Origin of the sequence: Pseudomonas sp. AU11447 (assembly GCF_001672555.2) — a bacterium.
GTDB lineage: Bacteria > Pseudomonadota > Gammaproteobacteria > Pseudomonadales > Pseudomonadaceae > Pseudomonas > Pseudomonas nitroreducens.
On the sequence record NZ_LZDG02000018.1, the window covers coordinates 247,447 to 264,876 of the forward strand.

General features: G+C 65.8%; 20 protein-coding genes. 11 read left to right on the forward strand and 9 right to left on the reverse strand.

The window, feature by feature from the left end; all coding sequences use genetic code 11:
* Positions 1-14: 14 nt before the first annotated feature.
* The 5 genes from gmk to A6723_RS04755 all read left to right on the forward strand — a co-directional run bounded on the left by gmk (position 15) and on the right by A6723_RS04755 (position 4,362).
* The gene (gene gmk / locus A6723_RS04735) at positions 15-626 is read left to right on the forward strand and encodes a guanylate kinase (protein WP_054910058.1); all 612 of its coding nucleotides are present in this window, start codon (positions 15-17) and stop codon (positions 624-626) included.
* Positions 627-727: 101 nt separating this feature from the next.
* Positions 728-994, forward strand: coding sequence for a DNA-directed RNA polymerase subunit omega (gene rpoZ, locus A6723_RS04740; protein WP_024762058.1), 267 nt, complete (start codon positions 728-730; stop codon positions 992-994).
* 63 nt (positions 995-1,057) lie between these two features.
* The gene (gene spoT, locus A6723_RS04745) at positions 1,058-3,166 is read left to right on the forward strand and encodes a bifunctional GTP diphosphokinase/guanosine-3',5'-bis pyrophosphate 3'-pyrophosphohydrolase (RefSeq protein ID WP_054910057.1); all 2,109 of its coding nucleotides are present in this window, start codon (positions 1,058-1,060) and stop codon (positions 3,164-3,166) included.
* A gap of 20 nt (positions 3,167-3,186) precedes the next feature.
* Positions 3,187-3,567 (forward strand): RidA family protein, encoded by a 381-nt coding sequence (locus A6723_RS04750; protein WP_024762056.1) that lies wholly within the window; start codon positions 3,187-3,189, stop codon positions 3,565-3,567.
* A gap of 60 nt (positions 3,568-3,627) precedes the next feature.
* Positions 3,628-4,362, forward strand: a complete 735-nt coding sequence (locus A6723_RS04755; RefSeq protein ID WP_054910056.1) for a hypothetical protein — start codon at positions 3,628-3,630, stop codon at positions 4,360-4,362.
* A gap of 25 nt (positions 4,363-4,387) precedes the next feature.
* Here A6723_RS04755 and A6723_RS04760 read toward each other — a convergent pair whose 3' ends face one another.
* The 3 genes from A6723_RS04760 to A6723_RS04770 all read right to left on the reverse strand — a co-directional run bounded on the left by A6723_RS04760 (position 4,388) and on the right by A6723_RS04770 (position 6,747).
* On the reverse strand, positions 4,388-5,011 hold the full coding sequence (locus A6723_RS04760) for a LysE family translocator (RefSeq protein WP_054910055.1): 624 nt from the start codon (positions 5,009-5,011) through the stop codon (positions 4,388-4,390).
* A gap of 66 nt (positions 5,012-5,077) precedes the next feature.
* A complete protein-coding gene (locus A6723_RS04765; RefSeq protein ID WP_054910054.1) occupies positions 5,078-5,878 on the reverse strand; it encodes an AraC family transcriptional regulator in 801 nt (266 codons plus the stop codon).
* On the reverse strand, positions 5,878-6,747 hold the full coding sequence (locus A6723_RS04770) for an NAD-dependent epimerase/dehydratase family protein (protein WP_054910053.1): 870 nt from the start codon (positions 6,745-6,747) through the stop codon (positions 5,878-5,880). Before A6723_RS04770 ends, A6723_RS04765 begins: the two co-directional genes overlap by 1 nt.
* A 95-nt stretch (positions 6,748-6,842) precedes the next feature.
* Between A6723_RS04770 and A6723_RS04775 the strand changes: the two genes are divergently transcribed.
* The 3 genes from A6723_RS04775 to A6723_RS04785 all read left to right on the forward strand — a co-directional run bounded on the left by A6723_RS04775 (position 6,843) and on the right by A6723_RS04785 (position 11,345).
* Positions 6,843-7,775 carry a hydrogen peroxide-inducible genes activator gene (locus A6723_RS04775; protein ID WP_037016754.1) on the forward strand — a complete coding sequence of 311 codons (933 nt, stop codon included), beginning with the start codon at positions 6,843-6,845 and terminating at the stop codon, positions 7,773-7,775.
* A complete protein-coding gene (gene recG / locus A6723_RS04780) occupies positions 7,772-9,847 on the forward strand; it encodes an ATP-dependent DNA helicase RecG (RefSeq protein ID WP_054910052.1) in 2,076 nt (691 codons plus the stop codon). Before A6723_RS04775 ends, recG begins: the two co-directional genes overlap by 4 nt.
* A gap of 91 nt (positions 9,848-9,938) precedes the next feature.
* Entirely contained in the window at positions 9,939-11,345 is a 1,407-nt protein-coding gene (locus A6723_RS04785) for an aminoacyl-tRNA deacylase and HDOD domain-containing protein (RefSeq protein WP_054910051.1), read from the forward strand.
* A gap of 151 nt (positions 11,346-11,496) precedes the next feature.
* On the opposite strand, the gene A6723_RS04790 is transcribed toward A6723_RS04785, so the two are convergent.
* From A6723_RS04790 to A6723_RS04810, 5 genes are all read right to left on the reverse strand, one after another.
* Positions 11,497-11,898, reverse strand: a complete 402-nt coding sequence (locus tag A6723_RS04790; protein ID WP_024762049.1) for a hypothetical protein — start codon at positions 11,896-11,898, stop codon at positions 11,497-11,499.
* A 168-nt stretch (positions 11,899-12,066) separates the two neighbouring features.
* A complete protein-coding gene (locus A6723_RS04795) occupies positions 12,067-12,306 on the reverse strand; it encodes an HU family DNA-binding protein (RefSeq protein ID WP_054910050.1) in 240 nt (79 codons plus the stop codon).
* A gap of 196 nt (positions 12,307-12,502) precedes the next feature.
* Complete coding sequence (locus tag A6723_RS04800) at positions 12,503-13,657, reverse strand: NAD(P)/FAD-dependent oxidoreductase (RefSeq protein WP_054910049.1); 1,155 nt, start codon at positions 13,655-13,657, stop codon at positions 12,503-12,505.
* An 88-nt stretch (positions 13,658-13,745) separates the two neighbouring features.
* Positions 13,746-13,913 (reverse strand): rubredoxin, encoded by a 168-nt coding sequence (locus tag A6723_RS04805; protein ID WP_024762047.1) that lies wholly within the window; start codon positions 13,911-13,913, stop codon positions 13,746-13,748.
* Positions 13,914-14,113: 200 nt separating this feature from the next.
* Entirely contained in the window at positions 14,114-14,281 is a 168-nt protein-coding gene (locus tag A6723_RS04810; protein ID WP_015479573.1) for a rubredoxin, read from the reverse strand.
* 234 nt (positions 14,282-14,515) lie between these two features.
* Here A6723_RS04810 and A6723_RS04815 point away from each other — a divergent pair, with 234 nt between their 5' ends.
* Positions 14,516-15,055 carry a chorismate lyase gene (locus A6723_RS04815; RefSeq protein WP_139092900.1) on the forward strand — a complete coding sequence of 180 codons (540 nt, stop codon included), beginning with the start codon at positions 14,516-14,518 and terminating at the stop codon, positions 15,053-15,055.
* A 27-nt stretch (positions 15,056-15,082) separates the two neighbouring features.
* Positions 15,083-15,973, forward strand: a complete 891-nt coding sequence (gene ubiA / locus A6723_RS04820; protein ID WP_024762045.1) for a 4-hydroxybenzoate octaprenyltransferase — start codon at positions 15,083-15,085, stop codon at positions 15,971-15,973.
* Positions 15,974-16,058: 85 nt separating this feature from the next.
* Here the strand turns inward: ubiA and A6723_RS04825 are convergent, their stop codons facing one another.
* Entirely contained in the window at positions 16,059-16,424 is a 366-nt protein-coding gene (locus tag A6723_RS04825; RefSeq protein WP_054910047.1) for a hypothetical protein, read from the reverse strand.
* Positions 16,425-16,736: 312 nt separating this feature from the next.
* On the opposite strand from A6723_RS04825, the gene phoB reads away from it, so the two are divergent.
* Positions 16,737-17,426, forward strand: a complete 690-nt coding sequence (gene phoB, locus A6723_RS04830) for a phosphate regulon transcriptional regulator PhoB (RefSeq protein ID WP_054910046.1) — start codon at positions 16,737-16,739, stop codon at positions 17,424-17,426.
* Positions 17,427-17,430: the final 4 nt, after the last annotated feature.

Here is a 17,430-nt window from a genome sequence, read left to right on the forward strand (position 1 = left end):
TCCAGGAAAGCGCCATGTCCGGCACCCTGTACATCGTTTCCGCGCCGTCGGGCGCCGGCAAGACCAGCCTGGTCAAGGCCCTGCTCGACGCCATGCCCAGCGTGCGCGTCTCCGTTTCCCACACCACCCGCGGCATGCGTCCGGGCGAAGTGGACGGAGTGAACTACCACTTCGTCGGCCATGACACCTTCAAGGCCATGCTCGAGCGCAACGAGTTCCTCGAGCACGCGCAGGTTTTCGACAATCTCTACGGCACCTCCCAGCGCTGGGTGGAAAAGACCCTTGCCGAGGGCAACGACCTGATCCTGGAGATCGACTGGCAGGGCGCGCAGCAGGTGCGCCGGCTGATGCCCCAGGCGCAGTCGATCTTCATCCTGCCGCCGACCCAGGAAGCCCTGCGCCAGCGCCTGACCAACCGCGGCCAGGACAGCGACAAGGTGATCGAGCGGCGCATGCAGGAAGCCGTCAGCGAAATGAGTCACTATGTGGAGTACGATCACCTGGTGATCAACGACGATTTCGCCCACGCGCTGGAAGACCTCAAGGCGATCTTCCGCGCCCGCCAGCTGCGCCAGGATGCCCAGCAGCAACGCCATACCGAGCTGCTGCAGCGCCTGCTGGCCTGAATCGGGCGAGCAAAGGCACTTCCATAAAGATTGGCGATTTTTTAGACTATCCAGTCCGCCCGGTAATTCTCCGGGTCTCCATTTGCGTAATGAGGAACACCATGGCCCGCGTCACCGTTGAAGACTGCCTGGACAACGTCGATAACCGTTTCGAGCTGGTCATGCTCGCCACCAAGCGTTCGCGCCAGCTGGCTACCGGCGGCAAAGAGCCCAAGGTACCGTGGGAAAACGACAAGCCCACCGTTGTCGCCCTGCGCGAAATCGCCTCGGGCCTGGTGGATGCTGACATCGTTCAGCAGGAGGACGTGGTTGAAGAAGAGCCGCTGTTCGCTGCTTTTGAAGACGAGGCCAACAACGAGGCCCTGTAAGTCGATGTCCGGCCGACGAATCGGCGCGCCACGTCGCACTGCTGCTCGGCAGGGGGTGAACCCATGCCGAGCATAGATGCCTTCGCCGACCGGCTATCGAGCTATCTGGGCCCGGATCAGGTCAACCTGGTTCGCCGCGCCTACTACTACGCCGAGCAGGCCCATGACGGGCAGCGCCGCCGCAGCGGCGAAGCCTACGTCACGCATCCGCTCGCCGTCGCCAACATCCTCGCCGACATGCACATGGACCATCAGAGCCTGATGGCGGCCATGCTGCACGACGTGATCGAGGACACCGGCATCGCCAAGGAAGCGCTCACCGCGCAGTTCGGCGAAACCGTCTCGGAACTGGTGGACGGGGTCAGCAAGCTGACCCAGATGAACTTCGAGTCCAAGGCCGAGGCGCAGGCCGAGAACTTCCAGAAGATGGCCATGGCCATGGCGCGCGATATCCGCGTGATCCTGGTGAAGCTGGCCGACCGCCTGCACAACATGCGCACCCTGGAAGTGCTGTCGGGCGAGAAGCGCCGCCGCATCGCCAAGGAAACCCTGGAAATCTACGCGCCCATCGCCAACCGGCTGGGCATGCACAGCATGCGCGTGGAGTTCGAGGACCTGGGCTTCAAGGCCATGCACCCGATGCGCTCCGAGCGCATCCGCCAGGCGGTGAAGAAAGCCCGCGGCAACCGCCGCGAGATCGTTGGCAAGATCCAGGAATCGCTGGTCAACTGCCTCGCCCGCGAAGGCATGGAAGGCCAGGTCCTGGGCCGCGAGAAGCACCTGTTCAGCATCTACAAGAAGATGCGCGGCAAGCGCAAGGCGTTCAACGAGATCATGGACGTCTACGCCTTCCGCGTCATCGTCGACAAGGTCGACACCTGCTACCGCGTGCTCGGCGCCGTGCACAACCTGTACAAGCCGTTCCCCGGTCGCTTCAAGGACTACATCGCGATTCCCAAGGCCAACGGCTACCAGTCGTTGCATACCACGCTGTTCGGCATGCACGGCGTGCCCATCGAGATCCAGATCCGCACCCGCGAGATGGAAGAGATGGCCAACCACGGGATCGCCGCGCACTGGCTGTACAAGTCCAGCGAGGACGAATCGCCCAAGGGCACCCATGCCCGCGCCCGCCAGTGGGTGAAGGGCATCCTCGAACTGCAGCAGCGCGCGGGCAACTCGCTGGAATTCATCGAGAACGTGAAGATCGACCTGTTCCCGGACGAGGTCTACGTCTTCACGCCCAAGGGCCGCATCATGGAGCTGCCCAAGGGTTCCACGGCGGTCGACTTCGCCTACGCGGTGCACACCGACGTCGGCAACAGCTGCATCGCCTGCCGTATCAACCGCCGCCTGGCGCCGCTGTCCGAACCGCTGCAGAGCGGCGCGACCGTGGAGATCGTCACCGCGCCGGGCACCCGGCCGAACCCGGCCTGGCTCAACTTCGTGGTCACCGGCAAGGCGCGCACGCACATTCGCCACGCGCTCAAGCTGCAGCGCCGCTCCGAGTCGATCAACCTCGGCGAGCGCCTGCTGAACAAGACCCTGGCCGGCTTCGACAGCCACCTGGAGAAGATTCCGCAGGAACGCATCCAGGGCGTGCTCACCGAATACCGCATGGAAGTCTTCGAGGACCTGCTCGAAGAGATCGGCCTGGGCAACCGCATGGCCTACGTGGTCGCGCGTCGCCTGCTGTCCAGCGAAGGCGAGGAAGCGCCGAGCGCCGAAGGCCCGCTGGCGATCCGCGGCACCGAGGGCCTGGTGCTCAGCTACGCCAAGTGCTGCACGCCGATTCCGGGCGACCCGATCGTCGGCCACCTGTCCGCCGGCAAGGGCATGGTCGTGCACCTGGAGAACTGCCGGAACATCAGCGAGATTCGCCACAATCCTGAAAAATGCATCCAGCTCAGCTGGGCCAAGGATGTCACCGGCGAATTCAACGTCGAACTGCGCGTCGAACTGGAGCACCAGCGCGGCCTGATCGCCCTGCTCGCCACTAGCGTCAACGCCGCCGACGGCAACATCGAGAAGATCAGCATGGACGAGCGCGACGGTCGCATCAGCGTGGTCCAGCTCGTCGTCAGCGTGCATGACCGTGTGCACCTGGCCCGCGTCATCAAGAAGCTGCGCGCGCTCAAGGGCGTGATCCGCATCACCCGCATGCGCAGCTGATCCCACCCTAAGGAGTCGACATGACCAAGACCGTAATCCATACCGACAAAGCCCCGGCCGCCATCGGTACCTACTCCCAGGCCATCAAGGCCGGCAACACCGTCTATGTCTCCGGTCAGATCCCGCTGGACCCGAAAACCATGGAACTGGTCGAGGGCTTCGAAGAGCAGACCGTCCAGGTCTTCGAGAACCTGAAAGCCGTCATCGAGGCTTCCGGCGGCTACCTGCACGACGTCGCCAAGCTGAACATCTTCCTCACCGACCTCTCGCACTTCGCCAAGGTCAACGAGATCATGGGCAAGTACTTCACCCAGCCCTACCCGGCCCGCGCCGCCATCGGCGTCGCCGCCCTGCCGAAGGGTGCCCAGGTCGAGATGGACGCCATCGTCGTCCTGGAATAAGCGCTACGAAACACCTACGGGGCCCCAGCGGCCCCGTTCCTTTGTCTGCAAGGAGCAAACATGCGTCGCGCCCTGATCCTGAGCGCCCTGATCGGCCTGCTTACCGGCTGCGCCGGCACCCCGTCCGACCCTTCCGGTGTCTGGGTCAACCAGGCCGCCATCGACGCCGCCGGCAAGGGTGGCAAGCTGCGCGAGGCGCTGCTGGCCTACGGCCCGAACCTGGAATGGAAGCTGGACACCAAGACCAGCCAGGCGACCTTCAGCAACGGCTTCGAGCTGGGCGAAGGCCAGCTTACCGCTGAAGATCCCAAGCACTACCGCGTCGAGTTCTACGGCAGCAACCAGGAATCCCTGGAGCTGGACGGCAAGGAACTGGTGCAGGTAGGCAGCGACAACTGGCCCGAACAACGCTTCCTGCGCCCCAAGGAGCAGCCCGCCGCTCAGGTATCGGCCGGCAGCACCTTCGAGAACGCGCTGTATGCGGCCTACCTCAACGGCACCTGGATCATCGAGGAAGGAGAAGGCAAGGGCAGCAAGGTCAAGTTCCTCTCCAACGGCAGCCTCGAAGGCATGCCGGGCTTCGACCGCTACGCGCTATGCCTGGCCGGCGACTGCGCAGCCATGAGCGGCGACAACGACAGCATCTGGCTGCAACAGGGCCAGCAGGGCCGCGAGTACCTGTTCGAACGCGACGGCGACAAGCTGGAGCTGTTCGAGGCGGTGAACCGCGCCCAGGCCGACGAGATGCCGCAGTACGCCCCGGGCAACAAGGTCTGGTCCCTGGAGCGCGACTGATCCGCAAGCGGGTGGGCTGACAGCATCAGCGCAGCCCGCTCCACAGCAGCCAGCCGCCCAGCGCCAGCAACAATCCCCCGCAGATCCTGTCCAACGCCGTGACCCGGCGCTTCAGCCAGCCGCGCCAGCGCGGGCGATCCAGCAGGCGCACCAGCGCCATATCCCACAGCAGTACCACCGCGGCCATCCACAGCACGCAGGCGCCCAGCGCCCAGGCGGGCAGGTGGAACTGCCCGAGCACGCCGAACAGTCCGGTATAGAAGATCGGCAGCTTGGGATTCAGGCTGCTGGCCAGAAGCCCCTCGCGCACGCCCCGCAGGAAGCCGCCCGCCTCGTGGTTGCCGCTGGCCGTGGGAATCTCCAGCTCTCGCCGGGCCAGCAGGGCCTGCGCACCGAGCCAGACGAAATACCCACCACCCAGCAGCTGCACGACACGCAGCCCATGGCTCGCCACCTCCGGCAGCAGGCCGAGGACGAACAACACCAGCAGCATGCTGGCCAGATTGGCCAGGGCGATGCCCGCTGCGCAGCCGTCGGCGTGGCGCCTGCCGCGCAAAAGCGCAGCACGGATCAGCAGGAAGAAATCCGGCCCCGGCGACAGCAGAGCGGCGAAGTGGGTACTGGCGACCAGCGCGAAGGCGGCGAACATGGCGATCTCCCGGATGCGATGTCGCGCAGTCTGGAAGGCCCCGTATCGAGCCGTCTTGGAAGAAACTCAGGTCCGCGTGGCGCGCAGGAAACGTCCGGGAGTGACGCCGGTAAAGCGGCGGAAGGTGCCGGAAAAATGCGCCTGGTCGTAGAAGCCCAGCGACAATGCGACGTCCAGCGGCTTCTCGCCGGACACCAACAGACGCTTGGCCTCGCGGATGCGCCGTTGCAGCAGGTAGGTGTGCGGCGGTACGCCGTAGGCGTTGCGGAAGGCTTCGATCAGATGACGCGGGTGGCGCTGCAACAGGGCGGCGAGGTCTTCCAGAGTGACGGCCTCACGGTAATGCGCTTCCAGGTAGTCGCGCAGCTGCGCGGTGACGCTGCCATCCCGCGATACCGCCGCATTCGGACGCATCCCACCATGGCGGATGAACACCAGCTCCAGCAGCGCCAGCAACTCGCTCTCCAGCGCCAGTGCATCGTTGCGTTCGAACTCGGCTGCCACGCGGTGCAGCGCGTCCGCGACTTGCCCGTCGTCTGGTGGATTGAGCGCCTGGAAGCCGCGCGGCAACTGCTTGCGCCCCAGCAGCGGCAGCAGCCGCGACTCCTCAATGTAGAGCATGCGGTAGACCAGCCGTTCGGACTCGGCGTTGCCGGTATGCGGCTCCTCCGGATTCATCAGCGACAGCGTGCCGGCCGGCAGCACATGATGCGCGCCACGGCACTGGTAGCCGCCGGCGCCCTGCAGGATGGCGCCGATGGCGAAGGCATCGTGGCTGTGGCGCCCGAACGGCTGGCCGGAGAAGTCCGCGTGAAACAACTCCACCCCCGGCAACCAGGAGCGCGCCAGCAGCCGGTTGGCGTCCATCAGTCCTGCTGGCCCGCGAGAATCGCCGCGTAGCCTTCGCGGAAGCTCGGGTAACGCGGCTCCCAGCCCAGCGCACGGGCGCGAGCATTGCTGCAGCGCTTGCTGCCGGCGCGGCGCACGGTCTGCTCGTCGGCCCAGTGGGTCACGCCGAGGTGCTCACGCAACCAGGCGACCACGTCATGCAATGCAGCGGGGTCGTTGTCGACGCCGAGATAGCAGTCTTCCAGCGCAACACCTTGGCGATCGGCTTCCAGCAGATGCGCCAGCAGGCCGGCACAATCCTCGGCGTGAATGCGGTTGGCGTAGAGCGGCGGCTCGCTGGCTACGCGGTAGCCCTCGCGCACCTGTTTGAGCAGCCACTCGCGGCCGGGGCCGTAGATGCCGGTGAGGCGCACGACGCTGGCGGGAATGCCGCTCTGCAGCGCCACCTGCTCCGCTTCGAGCATCACGCTGCCGGAATAGCTTTCGGCCTCGGCCGGCGAGGTCTCGTCGATCCACTCGCCATTGCGCTGGGCGTACACGCCGCTGCTGGAAACGAACAGCAGGCGCTTGGGCGTCTGCCCGCGCTGCTTGAGCCAGCCGAGGGTATTGCGCAGGCCTTCGACGTACGCGGCACGATAACCAGCCTCGTCATGCTGGGTCGCGGCGGCGCAGTACACCAGGTAATCCAGGCTGCCGACGGGCCAGGTATCGGGGCATTCGAGCTGGGCCAGGTCACCTGCCACCGGCAGCACTTCCAGCGGCAGCGCGGCGACGTTGCGACGCAGGCCATGGACGCGCCAGTCCTGCGCGGCCAGTTGACGCCCCAGGCGGCTGCCGACATCGCCGCAACCGACGATCATCAGGCTCGGGAAGGTGCTCTTGCTCATGCTTGGCTCCGCGAATCAAAGCTCGGCAGTTTAGCGCGGTTGGTTCGCGGCGGTGCAGCCGCTATGCTTGGGCCACCTCAACGGATTTAGTCGCCATGACCCTGACCGAACTGCGCTACATCGTCACGCTTGCCCAGGAGCAACACTTCGGCCGCGCCGCAGAGCGCTGCCATGTCAGCCAGCCGACCCTGTCGGTGGGCGTGAAGAAGCTGGAAGACGAGCTCGGCGTGCTGATCTTCGAGCGCAGCAAGAGTGCGGTGCGCCTGACCCCGGTCGGCGAAGGCATCGTGGCGCAGGCGCAGAAGGTGCTGGAGCAGGCCCAGGGCATCCGCGAACTGGCCCAGGCCGGCAAGAACCAGCTGACCTCGCCGCTCAAGGTCGGCGCCATCTACACCATCGGCCCGTACCTGTTCCCGCACCTGATCCCGCAGCTGCACCGGGTCGCTCCGCAGATGCCGCTGTACATCGAGGAAAACTTCACCCACATCCTGCGCGACAAGCTGCGCACCGGCGAGCTGGACGCGATCATCATCGCCCTGCCGTTCCAGGAAGCCGACGTGCTGACCCTGCAGCTGTTCGACGAGCCGTTCTACGTGCTGATGCCGGCGGACCATCAATGGACCGCGAAGAAGACCATCGACCCGGAGCTGCTCAACGACAAGAGCCTGCTGCTGCTCGGCGAAGGCCACTGCTTCCGCGACCAGGTACTCGAAGCCTGCCCGACGACCCACAAGGGCAGCGAGAACAAGCACACCACCGTGGAATCCAGCTCGCTGGAAACCATCCGCCACATGGTCGCCTCCGGCCTGGGCGTGTCGGTGCTGCCGTTCTCCGCCGTGGACAGCCACCACTACGCACCGGGCGTACTGGAAGTGCGTCCGTTCAGCGCGCCAGTGCCCTTCCGTACCGTCGCCATCGCCTGGCGCGCCAGCTTCCCGCGGCCGCGCGCCATCGAGGTGCTGGCCGACTCGATCCGCCTCTGTTCGGTCGCCAAGCCGACCGTCAAGGGTGAAGCCGAGCCTGCATGACCGATCTGTCTAACGTCCCGGTCACCGCGCTCAAGGGCGTAGGCGCCGCGCTGGAGGAAAAGCTGGCGAAGGTCGGCCTGGAGAACCTCCAGGACATCCTCTTCCACCTGCCGCTGCGCTACCAGGACCGTACCCGCATCACTCCCATTGGCGCGCTGCGCCCAGGGCAGGATGCCGTGGTCGAAGGCGTGGTCTCCGGCGCCGACGTAGTGATGGGCAAGCGCCGCAGCCTGCTGGTGCGCCTGCAGGACGGCACCGGCACGCTGAGCCTGCGCTTCTATCACTTCAGCCAGGCGCAGAAGGAAAACCTCAAGCGCGGCACGCACCTGCGCTGCTACGGCGAGGCACGCCCCGGCGCATCGGGCCTGGAGATCTACCACCCCGAATACCGCTCGCTCACCGACGCCGCCGCGGCGCCGGTGGAGCAGACGCTGACACCGATCTACCCGACCACCGAAGGCCTTACCCAGCAGCGCCTGCGCCAGCTGAGCGAGCAGACCCTGGCGCGTCTCGGCCCGTCGAGCCTGCCGGACTGGCTGCCGGCGGAGCTGGCCCGCGACTACCGCCTGGGCCCGCTGGACGAAGCCATCCGCTACCTGCATCGGCCGCCGCCCGACGCCGACCTGGAAGAACTCGCCGAAGGCCGCCACTGGGCCCAGCACCGCCTGGCCTTCGAGGAACTGCTGACCCACCAGCTGTCGCTGCAACGCCTGCGCGAGAGCGTGCGCTCCCAGGCCGCGCCTCAGCTGCCACCGGCCAAGCGACTGCCGGCGCTGTACCTGAAGAACCTCGGCTTCAAGCCCACCGGCGCACAGCAGCGGGTCGGTGCGGAGATCGCCTACGACCTCGCCCAGCCCGAGCCAATGCTGCGCCTGGTACAAGGCGACGTGGGTGCTGGCAAGACCGTGGTCGCCGCCCTAGCCGCCCTGCAGGCGCTGGAGGCCGGCTACCAGGTGGCGCTGATGGCGCCCACCGAGATCCTCGCCGAGCAGCACTTCCTCAACTTCACCAAGTGGTTGCAGCCGCTGGGTATCGAGGTCGCCTGGCTGGCCGGCAAGCTCAAGGGCAAGGCCCGCGCCAGCGCGCTGGAACAGATTGCCGGCGGCGCACCGATGATCGTCGGCACCCACGCGCTGTTCCAGGACGAAGTGAAGTTCAAGCGCCTGGCCCTGGTGATCATCGACGAGCAGCACCGCTTCGGCGTGCAGCAGCGCCTCGCCCTGCGCCAGAAAGGCGTGGACGGCCGGCTCTGCCCGCACCAGTTGATCATGACCGCCACGCCCATCCCACGAACCCTGGCGATGAGCGCCTACGCCGACCTGGACACCTCGATCCTCGACGAGCTGCCGCCCGGCCGTACGCCGGTGAACACCGTGCTGGTGGCCGACAGCCGCCGCATCGAAGTGATCGAGCGCGTTCGTGCCGCCTGCGCTGAAGGCCGTCAGGCCTACTGGGTCTGCACGCTGATCGAAGAATCCGAAGAGCTGACCTGCCAGGCCGCGGAAACCACCTACGAGGAACTCTCCTCGGCGCTGGGCGAATTGCGCGTGGGCCTGATCCACGGCCGCATGAAGCCGGCGGACAAGGCCGTGGTCATGGAAGCCTTCAAGGAAGGCATGCTGCAGCTGCTGGTAGCGACCACGGTGATCGAGGTCGGCGTCGACGTGCCCAACGCCAGCCTGATGATCATCGAGAACCCCGAGCGCCTGGGCCTGGCCCAGCTGCACCAGCTGCGCGGCCGCGTCGGCCGGGGCAGCGCGGCGAGCCACTGCGTGCTGCTCTACCACCCGCCGCTGTCGCAGATCGGCCGCGAGCGCCTGGGGATCATGCGCGAAACCTGCGACGGCTTCGTCATCGCCGAGAAGGACCTGGAGCTGCGCGGCCCCGGCGAAATGCTCGGCACCCGCCAGACCGGCCTGCTGCAATTCAAGGTCGCCGACCTGATGCGCGACGCCGACCTGCTGCCAGCGGTACGCGATGCCGCTCAAGCCCTACTGGCACACTGGCCGCAATCGGTCAGCCCATTGCTGGCCCGCTGGCTGCGACACGGGCAGCAATACGGACAAGTGTGATGTATTTCACTCTCATCGGTCAGTTGACCGCTCGGTCACGCTAACTGCGTGGTTATACTCCGACCCAGCCGTTGATAACCGGATCACATTCATGAGCGATGCCGCACGCGCCCCATCCGACTCCTCGCAGGCCCCCGAGGTCATCCTGCAGCTGCTCGCCAAGCTGGGCATTCCCTCTCGCGAGGTGAGCGACGCCACCACGCTTCCCGCTGCGCGTCGGGTGCAGGCCAGCCTGCTGGAAGATGCGGTCGGCACCCTGCTGGTGCTGTTCCCGCAGAGCCAACTGCTGGACCTCAATCGCCTCGCCGAACTCACCGGGCGCAAGCTGGTGGCGGTCAAGCCGGATCGCCTGGAGCGCATGCTCGGCAAGCACCAGCTCGGTCGCCTGCCGGCATTGCCGCCGCTGACCAGTTCGCCGTGCCTGTATGACGAGCGTCTGCTGCAGGAGCCCCAGCTGCTGATCGAATCCGGCACGCCGGGCACCCTGCTGGAGATTCCCACGGCGTCCTTCCGCAGCCTGCTGGAGAAAGCCAGCGCGGCGCGCTTCGGCGTGCTGCTGGACTCGATCCGGCCAAACCTCGACCGCCCGGACGACGACCGCAAGGAAATCACCCAGGCCGTGCAGGCGTTCACCGCCCGCCGGATCCAGCAGCGCCTGGAAGAAACCATCGAGATCCCGCCGCTGCCGGAAACCGCGCAGAAGATCATCAAGCTGCGCGTCGATCCCAATGCCACGGTGGACGACATCACCGGCGTGGTGGAAACCGACCCGGCACTCGCCGCGCAGGTGGTCAGTTGGGCCGCCTCGCCCTACTACGCCGCACCCGGCAAGATCCGCTCGGTGGAAGACGCCATCGTCCGCGTGTTGGGCTTCGACCTGGTGATCAACCTGGCCCTGGGCCTGGCCCTGGGCAAGACCCTGAGCCTGCCCAAGGACCAGCCGCAGCACGCCACGCCCTACTGGCACCAGGCGATCTACACCGCTGCGGTGATCGAGGGCCTGACCCGCGCCGTGCCCCGCGCCGAGCGCCCGGAAGCCGGCCTGACCTACCTGGGCGGCCTGCTGCACAGCATCGGCTACCTGGTCCTGGCGCATATCTTCCCGCCGCATTTCTCGCTGATCTGCCGGCACCTGGAAGTGAACCCGCACGTCGAGCACAACCTCGTCGAGCAGCACCTGCTGGGCATCACCCGCGAGCAGATCGGCGCCTGGCTGATGCGCACCTGGGACATGCCGGAAGAGATCTACACCGCGCTGCGCTTCCAGCACGATCCGTCCTATGCCGGCGACTGCTCGGCCTACGCCAACCTGGTGTGCCTGGCGACCCGCCTGCTGCGCAACCACGGCATCGGCAGCGGCCCGGAGACCGATATCCCGCAGGACCTGCTGGATCGCCTGGATATCCCGCGTGAAAAGGCCGAAGACGCTGTGCGCAAGGTGCTCGACGCTGAAGCGGTACTGCGCGAGTTGGCCAGCCAGTTCAACCCCGGCCACTGAGCGAAGCTGCGCTTTCTCTTGTAGGAGCGAGCTTGCTCGCGAACCCAATAGCACCGAGCGGTTCCGGTCCGCGAGCAAGCTCGCTCCTACGAAAAGTCGTTATCTGCACCCATAAAAAAGCCCTCTCAAGAGGGCTTTTTTTGTGGCCGGTTCAGGCCGCTTTCTTGTCACTGGCCGGCGCGGCCTTCTTCTTCGGTTTCAGGTACTTCACCAGGCCCTGGAACCAGATCACCAGGCCGGGGTTGCCCTGGATCTGGATGTCCTTGTTCTGGATGCCCTGCATGAACGCCAACTGCGGGTTCTTCGAGGTCATGGTGGCGAAGCCGTAGGCGCCGTCCTTGAAACCCAGCGCGAAGGCAGGGCTGGGGTGCGTGCCGCGGCGGGCGCTGACCTTGAGGTCCTTGACGATGTAGTGGCGGGCGACCTTGCCGTCGAGGGTGTGGAGCTGGAACACCAGGTCCTTGCCTTCGAGCTGCTTCTGGAATGCCGGGTTTTCGCGGCTGGCCTTGGCCATCAGGCGACCGAGCATCCACAGGAGAAGACGGAATTTCATGCACAAACCTCGACGTTCGAGACAAAAGTCTGCGCATTGTAGCCAGTTTCAAAACGGACTACATCCGGTCTTTTGGAGGGATTATGTAACCGTAGAAGGCAACCCGGAGCCGCTCTGGCTCCGGGCTTGAGACGATCAGTTGACTGCGTCTTTCAGCGCCTTGCCCGGCTAGAAGGCAACGGTATTGCTGGCTTTGATCTTGACCGGTTGGCCGGTCTGCGGGTTCTTGCCGGTACGGGCGCCACGGTGGCGCTGAACGAAGGTACCGAAACCGACAAGGGTAACGCTGTCCTTGCGGTTGAGCGCGCCAGTGATTTCATCCAGCAGCGCGTTCAGCACCTTGTTGGCTTGTTCTTTGGTGAGGTCGGCCTTCTCGGCGATCGCGGCGGCGAGTTCTGGTTTACGCATAAATGCCTCTTTGACGGTTTGTTGTTGTTGTGTCCGTGCTGTCTTCCCAACAGCGCCCAAGGCACCGCAGCCTTGCCGTACAGGCTCTAGGCTGCGGCAGACGGGGGGAGAATGGCACGCCGAAAGCTGGTACGCCAGTATCGTCTGACAATTTGCGAGCAGTTTCCCAAGGCAAAAACGCCATAGACGGCGCCTGTCACGCCAACAGGGCCGGCAACTCCTTGTTCAAAGAGAGTTTTTCGCTCACGGCGGCGCCGGTAAGGGCGTAACCGAGCAATCGACCGGCGGTATCCCGGCACAGGACCTTGAGGTCCGGGCCAGAGCCTTCCACCTGCCATTCGCCCTCGCTTCCGCGCGGGGGCGGCGACACCACCAGCGGGCACACCGGCGTCTTCACCGTCACGGGCATGGCACCGTAGGTCACCGGCGTCGGCTTGCCGGCCAGGGTCTGGGCCAGCGCGCGGGCGCAGGACATCAGCGGCATCACGTACAGCAGGTTGAGGCCATCGACCTCGGCGCAGTCGCCCAGGGCGTAGATATTGGCGTGGGAGGTGCGAAGCTCGCGGTTGACCATCACGCCACGGTTGATATCCAGGCCCGCGGCAGCGGCCAGATCGATGCGCGGGCGCAGGCCCACGGCAGAAACCACCAGGTCACAGGGGATCACCTGGCCATCGGAAAGATGCGCCTCCAGGGCATCTCCCGAGCGCACGAGGCTGTTCAGCACCGGGCCGAGGTGGAAGCGCACGCCGAGGCCTTCCAGCCCCTGCTGCACAGCCTGGGCGGCAGCCGGGTGGAGCAGGCCGGGCATGACCTGCTCGCACGGCGCCACCACGTCGAGCTGGTAGCCGCCGCTGGACAGGTCGTTGGCGAATTCGCAGCCGATCAGGCCGGCGCCCAGCAGCAACACGCGGCGCTTGCCGGCGGCGGCCGCGCGGAAGCGCGCATAGTCCTCAAGGTCATTGATCGGGAAAATCAGCTCCTGGGCATCGCCCTCGACCGGCACGCGGATGGTTTCGGCGCCCCAGGCCAGCACCAGGTCGCGGTACTCGACTTCTTCTTCGCCGATCCAGATACGCCGGTGGCCCGGATCGATGCCGGTGACACGGGTGTGGGTGAGAATGCGCGCCTTGAGCTGGTCGGCCATGGCGCCCGCTTCGGCCATGGCCAGGCCATCGGCATCCTTGTCCTTGGAGAAGCCGGTGGAGAGCATCGGCTTGGAGTAGGAGCGGCCGTCATCGGCAGTGATCAGCAGCAGCGGCGTCTCGCTGTCCAGCTTGCGCCACTCGCGAGCCAGGTTGTAGCCGGCCAGGCCGGTGCCGATGATCACCAGCGGTGCGTTTTCGCTCATTGCTCTCTCCATTTCCAAAAGACGGCACTTCGTAAAGACGGCACGGCGGCCATCGGGCCGCCGCGTTGATTCGTTATCTCGGCAGGGTTCAGGAAATTTCGATCATTTCGAAATCGATCTTGCCGACGCCGCAATCCGGGCAGACCCAATCCGCCGGGATGTCTTCCCACGGCGTGCCGGGAGCTATGCCCTCCTCGGGCAACCCCAGCGCCTCGTCGTAGATGAAGCCACAGACCACGCATTGCCATTTGCGCATCAGCCAAGCCCTCCTGCGATTGCGAAGTGAACCTAACCCACTTTGACGGCGCCGGCCAACGGCGCCCGTGCCGCCGAGCTGCGTCAGCAAGGCCAACCCGGCGTCCGTCCAGTCTACCGCGCACGGCTATGGCCTGCTGGCCGCACAAACGCAGACGGCGGCCCGAAGGCCGCCGTCGCGGGGATTCCATTGGCCGTGGATCAGCCGATCTCGATCATCTCGAAATCCAGCTTGCCGACGCCGCAATCCGGGCATAGCCAGTCTTCCGGCACATCTTCCCAACGGGTACCGGCGGCGATGCCCTCTTCCGGCCAGCCCTTGGTTTCGTCATAGATCAGGCCACAAACCACGCACTGCCACTTCTTCATCAGCTATCACCCTCATGTTCTTGTCGCTTGGACGTCAGTGCATCCAATGTTCGGCTTTTTACTGGCGATGGGCTTGTGGCGCAAGCCCCTGGAAAAATGCGGGTAGCCGGCCAAACCTTTGGTGGGGTTTTGCGCAAGGCACTGTTGCAGACAACGCAATCGGAGCCGCAAAGCCGCCATGTTAAGCTGCCGCGTCCCTGGCCAACCGCAGTCGAACCCGTGCCCGAAGCCGCCCTGATCCACCCGCCTCGCTGGCTCACCGCCGCCCAATTGCACCCTGCCCCCGCCGCCCAGGTGGCGGACTGGCTGTTCGACGAAGGCTCGCTGACGCGCCGCCTTACCGCGCTGTCCGACGGAGCCTTCGCCGTGCAGCCGCTGGCCGAGGGCTGGCACCGCCTGCGCACCGATGAGTGCGCTGCGCTGGGCGTGCCGGATGGCAGCCAGGGCTGGGTGCGCGAGGTGTACCTGAAGGGCCACGGTACGCCCTGGGTATTCGCCCGCAGTGTCGCTGCGCGCTCGGCGCTGGAGGGTTCGGGCTTCGATTTGCGCCTGCTCGGCACCCGCTCCCTGGGCGAACTGCTGTTCAGTGACCGCGCCTTCCTGCGCGGGCCCATCGAAGTGTGCCGCTATCCCGCCGCCAGCCTGCCCGCCGAGGTCCGCGCCGAACGCCTGTGGGGGCGCCGCTCCTGCTTCAGCCGCGATGGCCTGGGTGTGCTGGTTGCCGAAGTATTCCTGCCGACACTGTGGCAACGCGTGGAACAACAGCCCGTATAATTCCCGGATCGTTTTCCGGAGGCCGCCATGTTCGTCGCCCTGATCAAACCCCTCGCCCGCCTGCATCCCCGCGCCTGGGACTTCATCCAGTTGACGCGCATGGACAAGCCGATCGGCATCTACCTGCTGCTCTGGCCGACGCTGTGGGCGCTGTGGATGGCCAGCGGCGGCGTGCCGAGCGTGAAGAACCTGGTGATCTTCGTCCTCGGCACCGTGCTGATGCGCATGGCCGGCTGCGTCATCAACGACTTCGCCGACCGCAAGCTCGATGGCCACGTGGAACGCACCCAGTTGCGCCCGCTCGCAACCGGCAGGATCACCGTGCGCGAAGCCTGGATCGCCTTCTTCGTACTGCTGGGCTTGAGCTTCCTGCTGGTGCTGTGCACCAACGCGCAGACCATCTGGCTGTCCTTCGGCGGGGCGGCCATCGCGGCGCTGTACCCCTTCATGAAGCGCTACACCTACTACCCGCAGGTGGTACTGGGCGCGGCCTTCTCCTGGGGCATCCCGATGGCCTTCACCGCGGCCAGCGGTACCCTGCCGGCGGTGGCCTGGCTGCTGTTCTTCGCCAACGTGCTGTGGACGGTCGCGTATGACACCTACTACGCGATGACCGACCGCGAGGACGACCTGAAGATGGGCATGAAGTCCACGGCAATCCTCTTCGGCGATGCCGACCGGGTGATCAACCTGAGCCTGCAGGGCCTGATGCTCCTGCTGCTGATCCTGGCCGGCAACAAGCTGGCGATGCACCTGTATTACTACCTGGGCCTGGCCGTGGCGGCGGGCTGCTTCGCCTGGCAGTTCCACTCGACCCGCGACCGCGAGCCGATGAAGTGCTTCAAGGCCTTCCTGCACAACCACTGGGCGGGGCTGGCGATCTTCCTCGGCACCGTGCTGGACTTCGCCCTGCGCTGATACAAACCCTGTAGGTGCGAGCTTGCTCGCGAATCGCCCCCGCAGCGGAGCAGTTCGCGAGCAAGCTCGCTCCTACAAAGAGACGCTACGGTTTGGCCATGTGCCAGACGCCCATCTTGCCGTCACCGACCATGTCGCCGGCCTTCTTGTCCTGAGCGAAGGTGTACAGCGGCTTGCCCTTGTAGGCCCACTGGGCGCTGCCGTCGTCACGCTTGATCAGCGTCCAGTCACCCATGGCGCTGTCATCCGCAGCGGCCATCAGCGGAGGCCAGTTCTGCGCGCAGCCGCCGTTGCACATCGACTTGCCGCCGCTGTCCTTGTCGAAGGTGTAGAGCGTCATGCCCTTGGCATCGACCAGCATGCCGTTTTTCTCCAGGCCGGGGCCGGCGGCCAGGGCAGACATCGCGGGCAGCATCAGGCCCAGTGCCAGGGCCGGGAATAGCAGTTTCATGAGCGCTTCTCCTCTGGTGAGGTGGAAACGGCGCGAGCATCGGCGCAAAGGCAGGCGGGAATGCAGGCAGGGCCGGCCAGGCGACGTCGACAACGCACTCACTACCGTCATCGCAAGACTCCGGCAGGCTCGCCTGCCGGGCACACCGCCGACCGGGCCGGTGCGTTCCGTGTGCCGCGCAAGCATCGCGCGGCGACTCGATCAGCATAGACGAGCGTGCTGCGACCAGGCTCGGCTACCATCGGCGTGTCACATTCATGAAATATTTCCGTTATCTAATGCGGCGCATTACAGAAATTCTGAGGCCTCAGCATGGTTGGCAAGACAATCCTCATCGTCGATGACGAAGCTCCGATCCGGGAAATGATCGCCGTGGCCCTGGAGATGGCCGGCTACGAATGTCTGGAGGCCGACAGCGCCCAGACGGCTCACGCGGTGATCGTCGATCGCAAACCGGACCTGATCCTGCTCGACTGGATGCTCCCGGGCACCTCGGGCATCGAACTGGCCCGCCGCCTCAAGCGCGACGAGCTGACCTCGGCCATCCCGATCATCATGCTTACCGCCAAGGGTGAAGAGGACAACAAGATCCAGGGGCTGGAAGTCGGCGCCGACGACTACATCACCAAGCCGTTCTCTCCGCGCGAACTGGTCGCCCGCCTGAAGGCCGTGCTGCGTCGTACCGGCGCTGGCGACAGCGAAACGCCGATCGAAGTCGGCGGCCTGATGCTCGACCCGATCAGCCACCGCGTGACCATCGACGGCAAGCCCGCCGAGATGGGCCCGACCGAATACCGCCTGCTGCAGTTCTTCATGACCCACCAGGAGCGCGCCTACACCCGCGGCCAACTGCTGGACCAGGTCTGGGGCGGTAACGTCTACGTCGAGGAGCGCACGGTCGACGTGCACATCCGCCGCCTGCGCAAGGCGCTGGGCGAGGTCTACGAAAATCTGGTTCAGACCGTGCGCGGCACCGGGTATCGTTTCTCGACCAAAAGCTGACCCG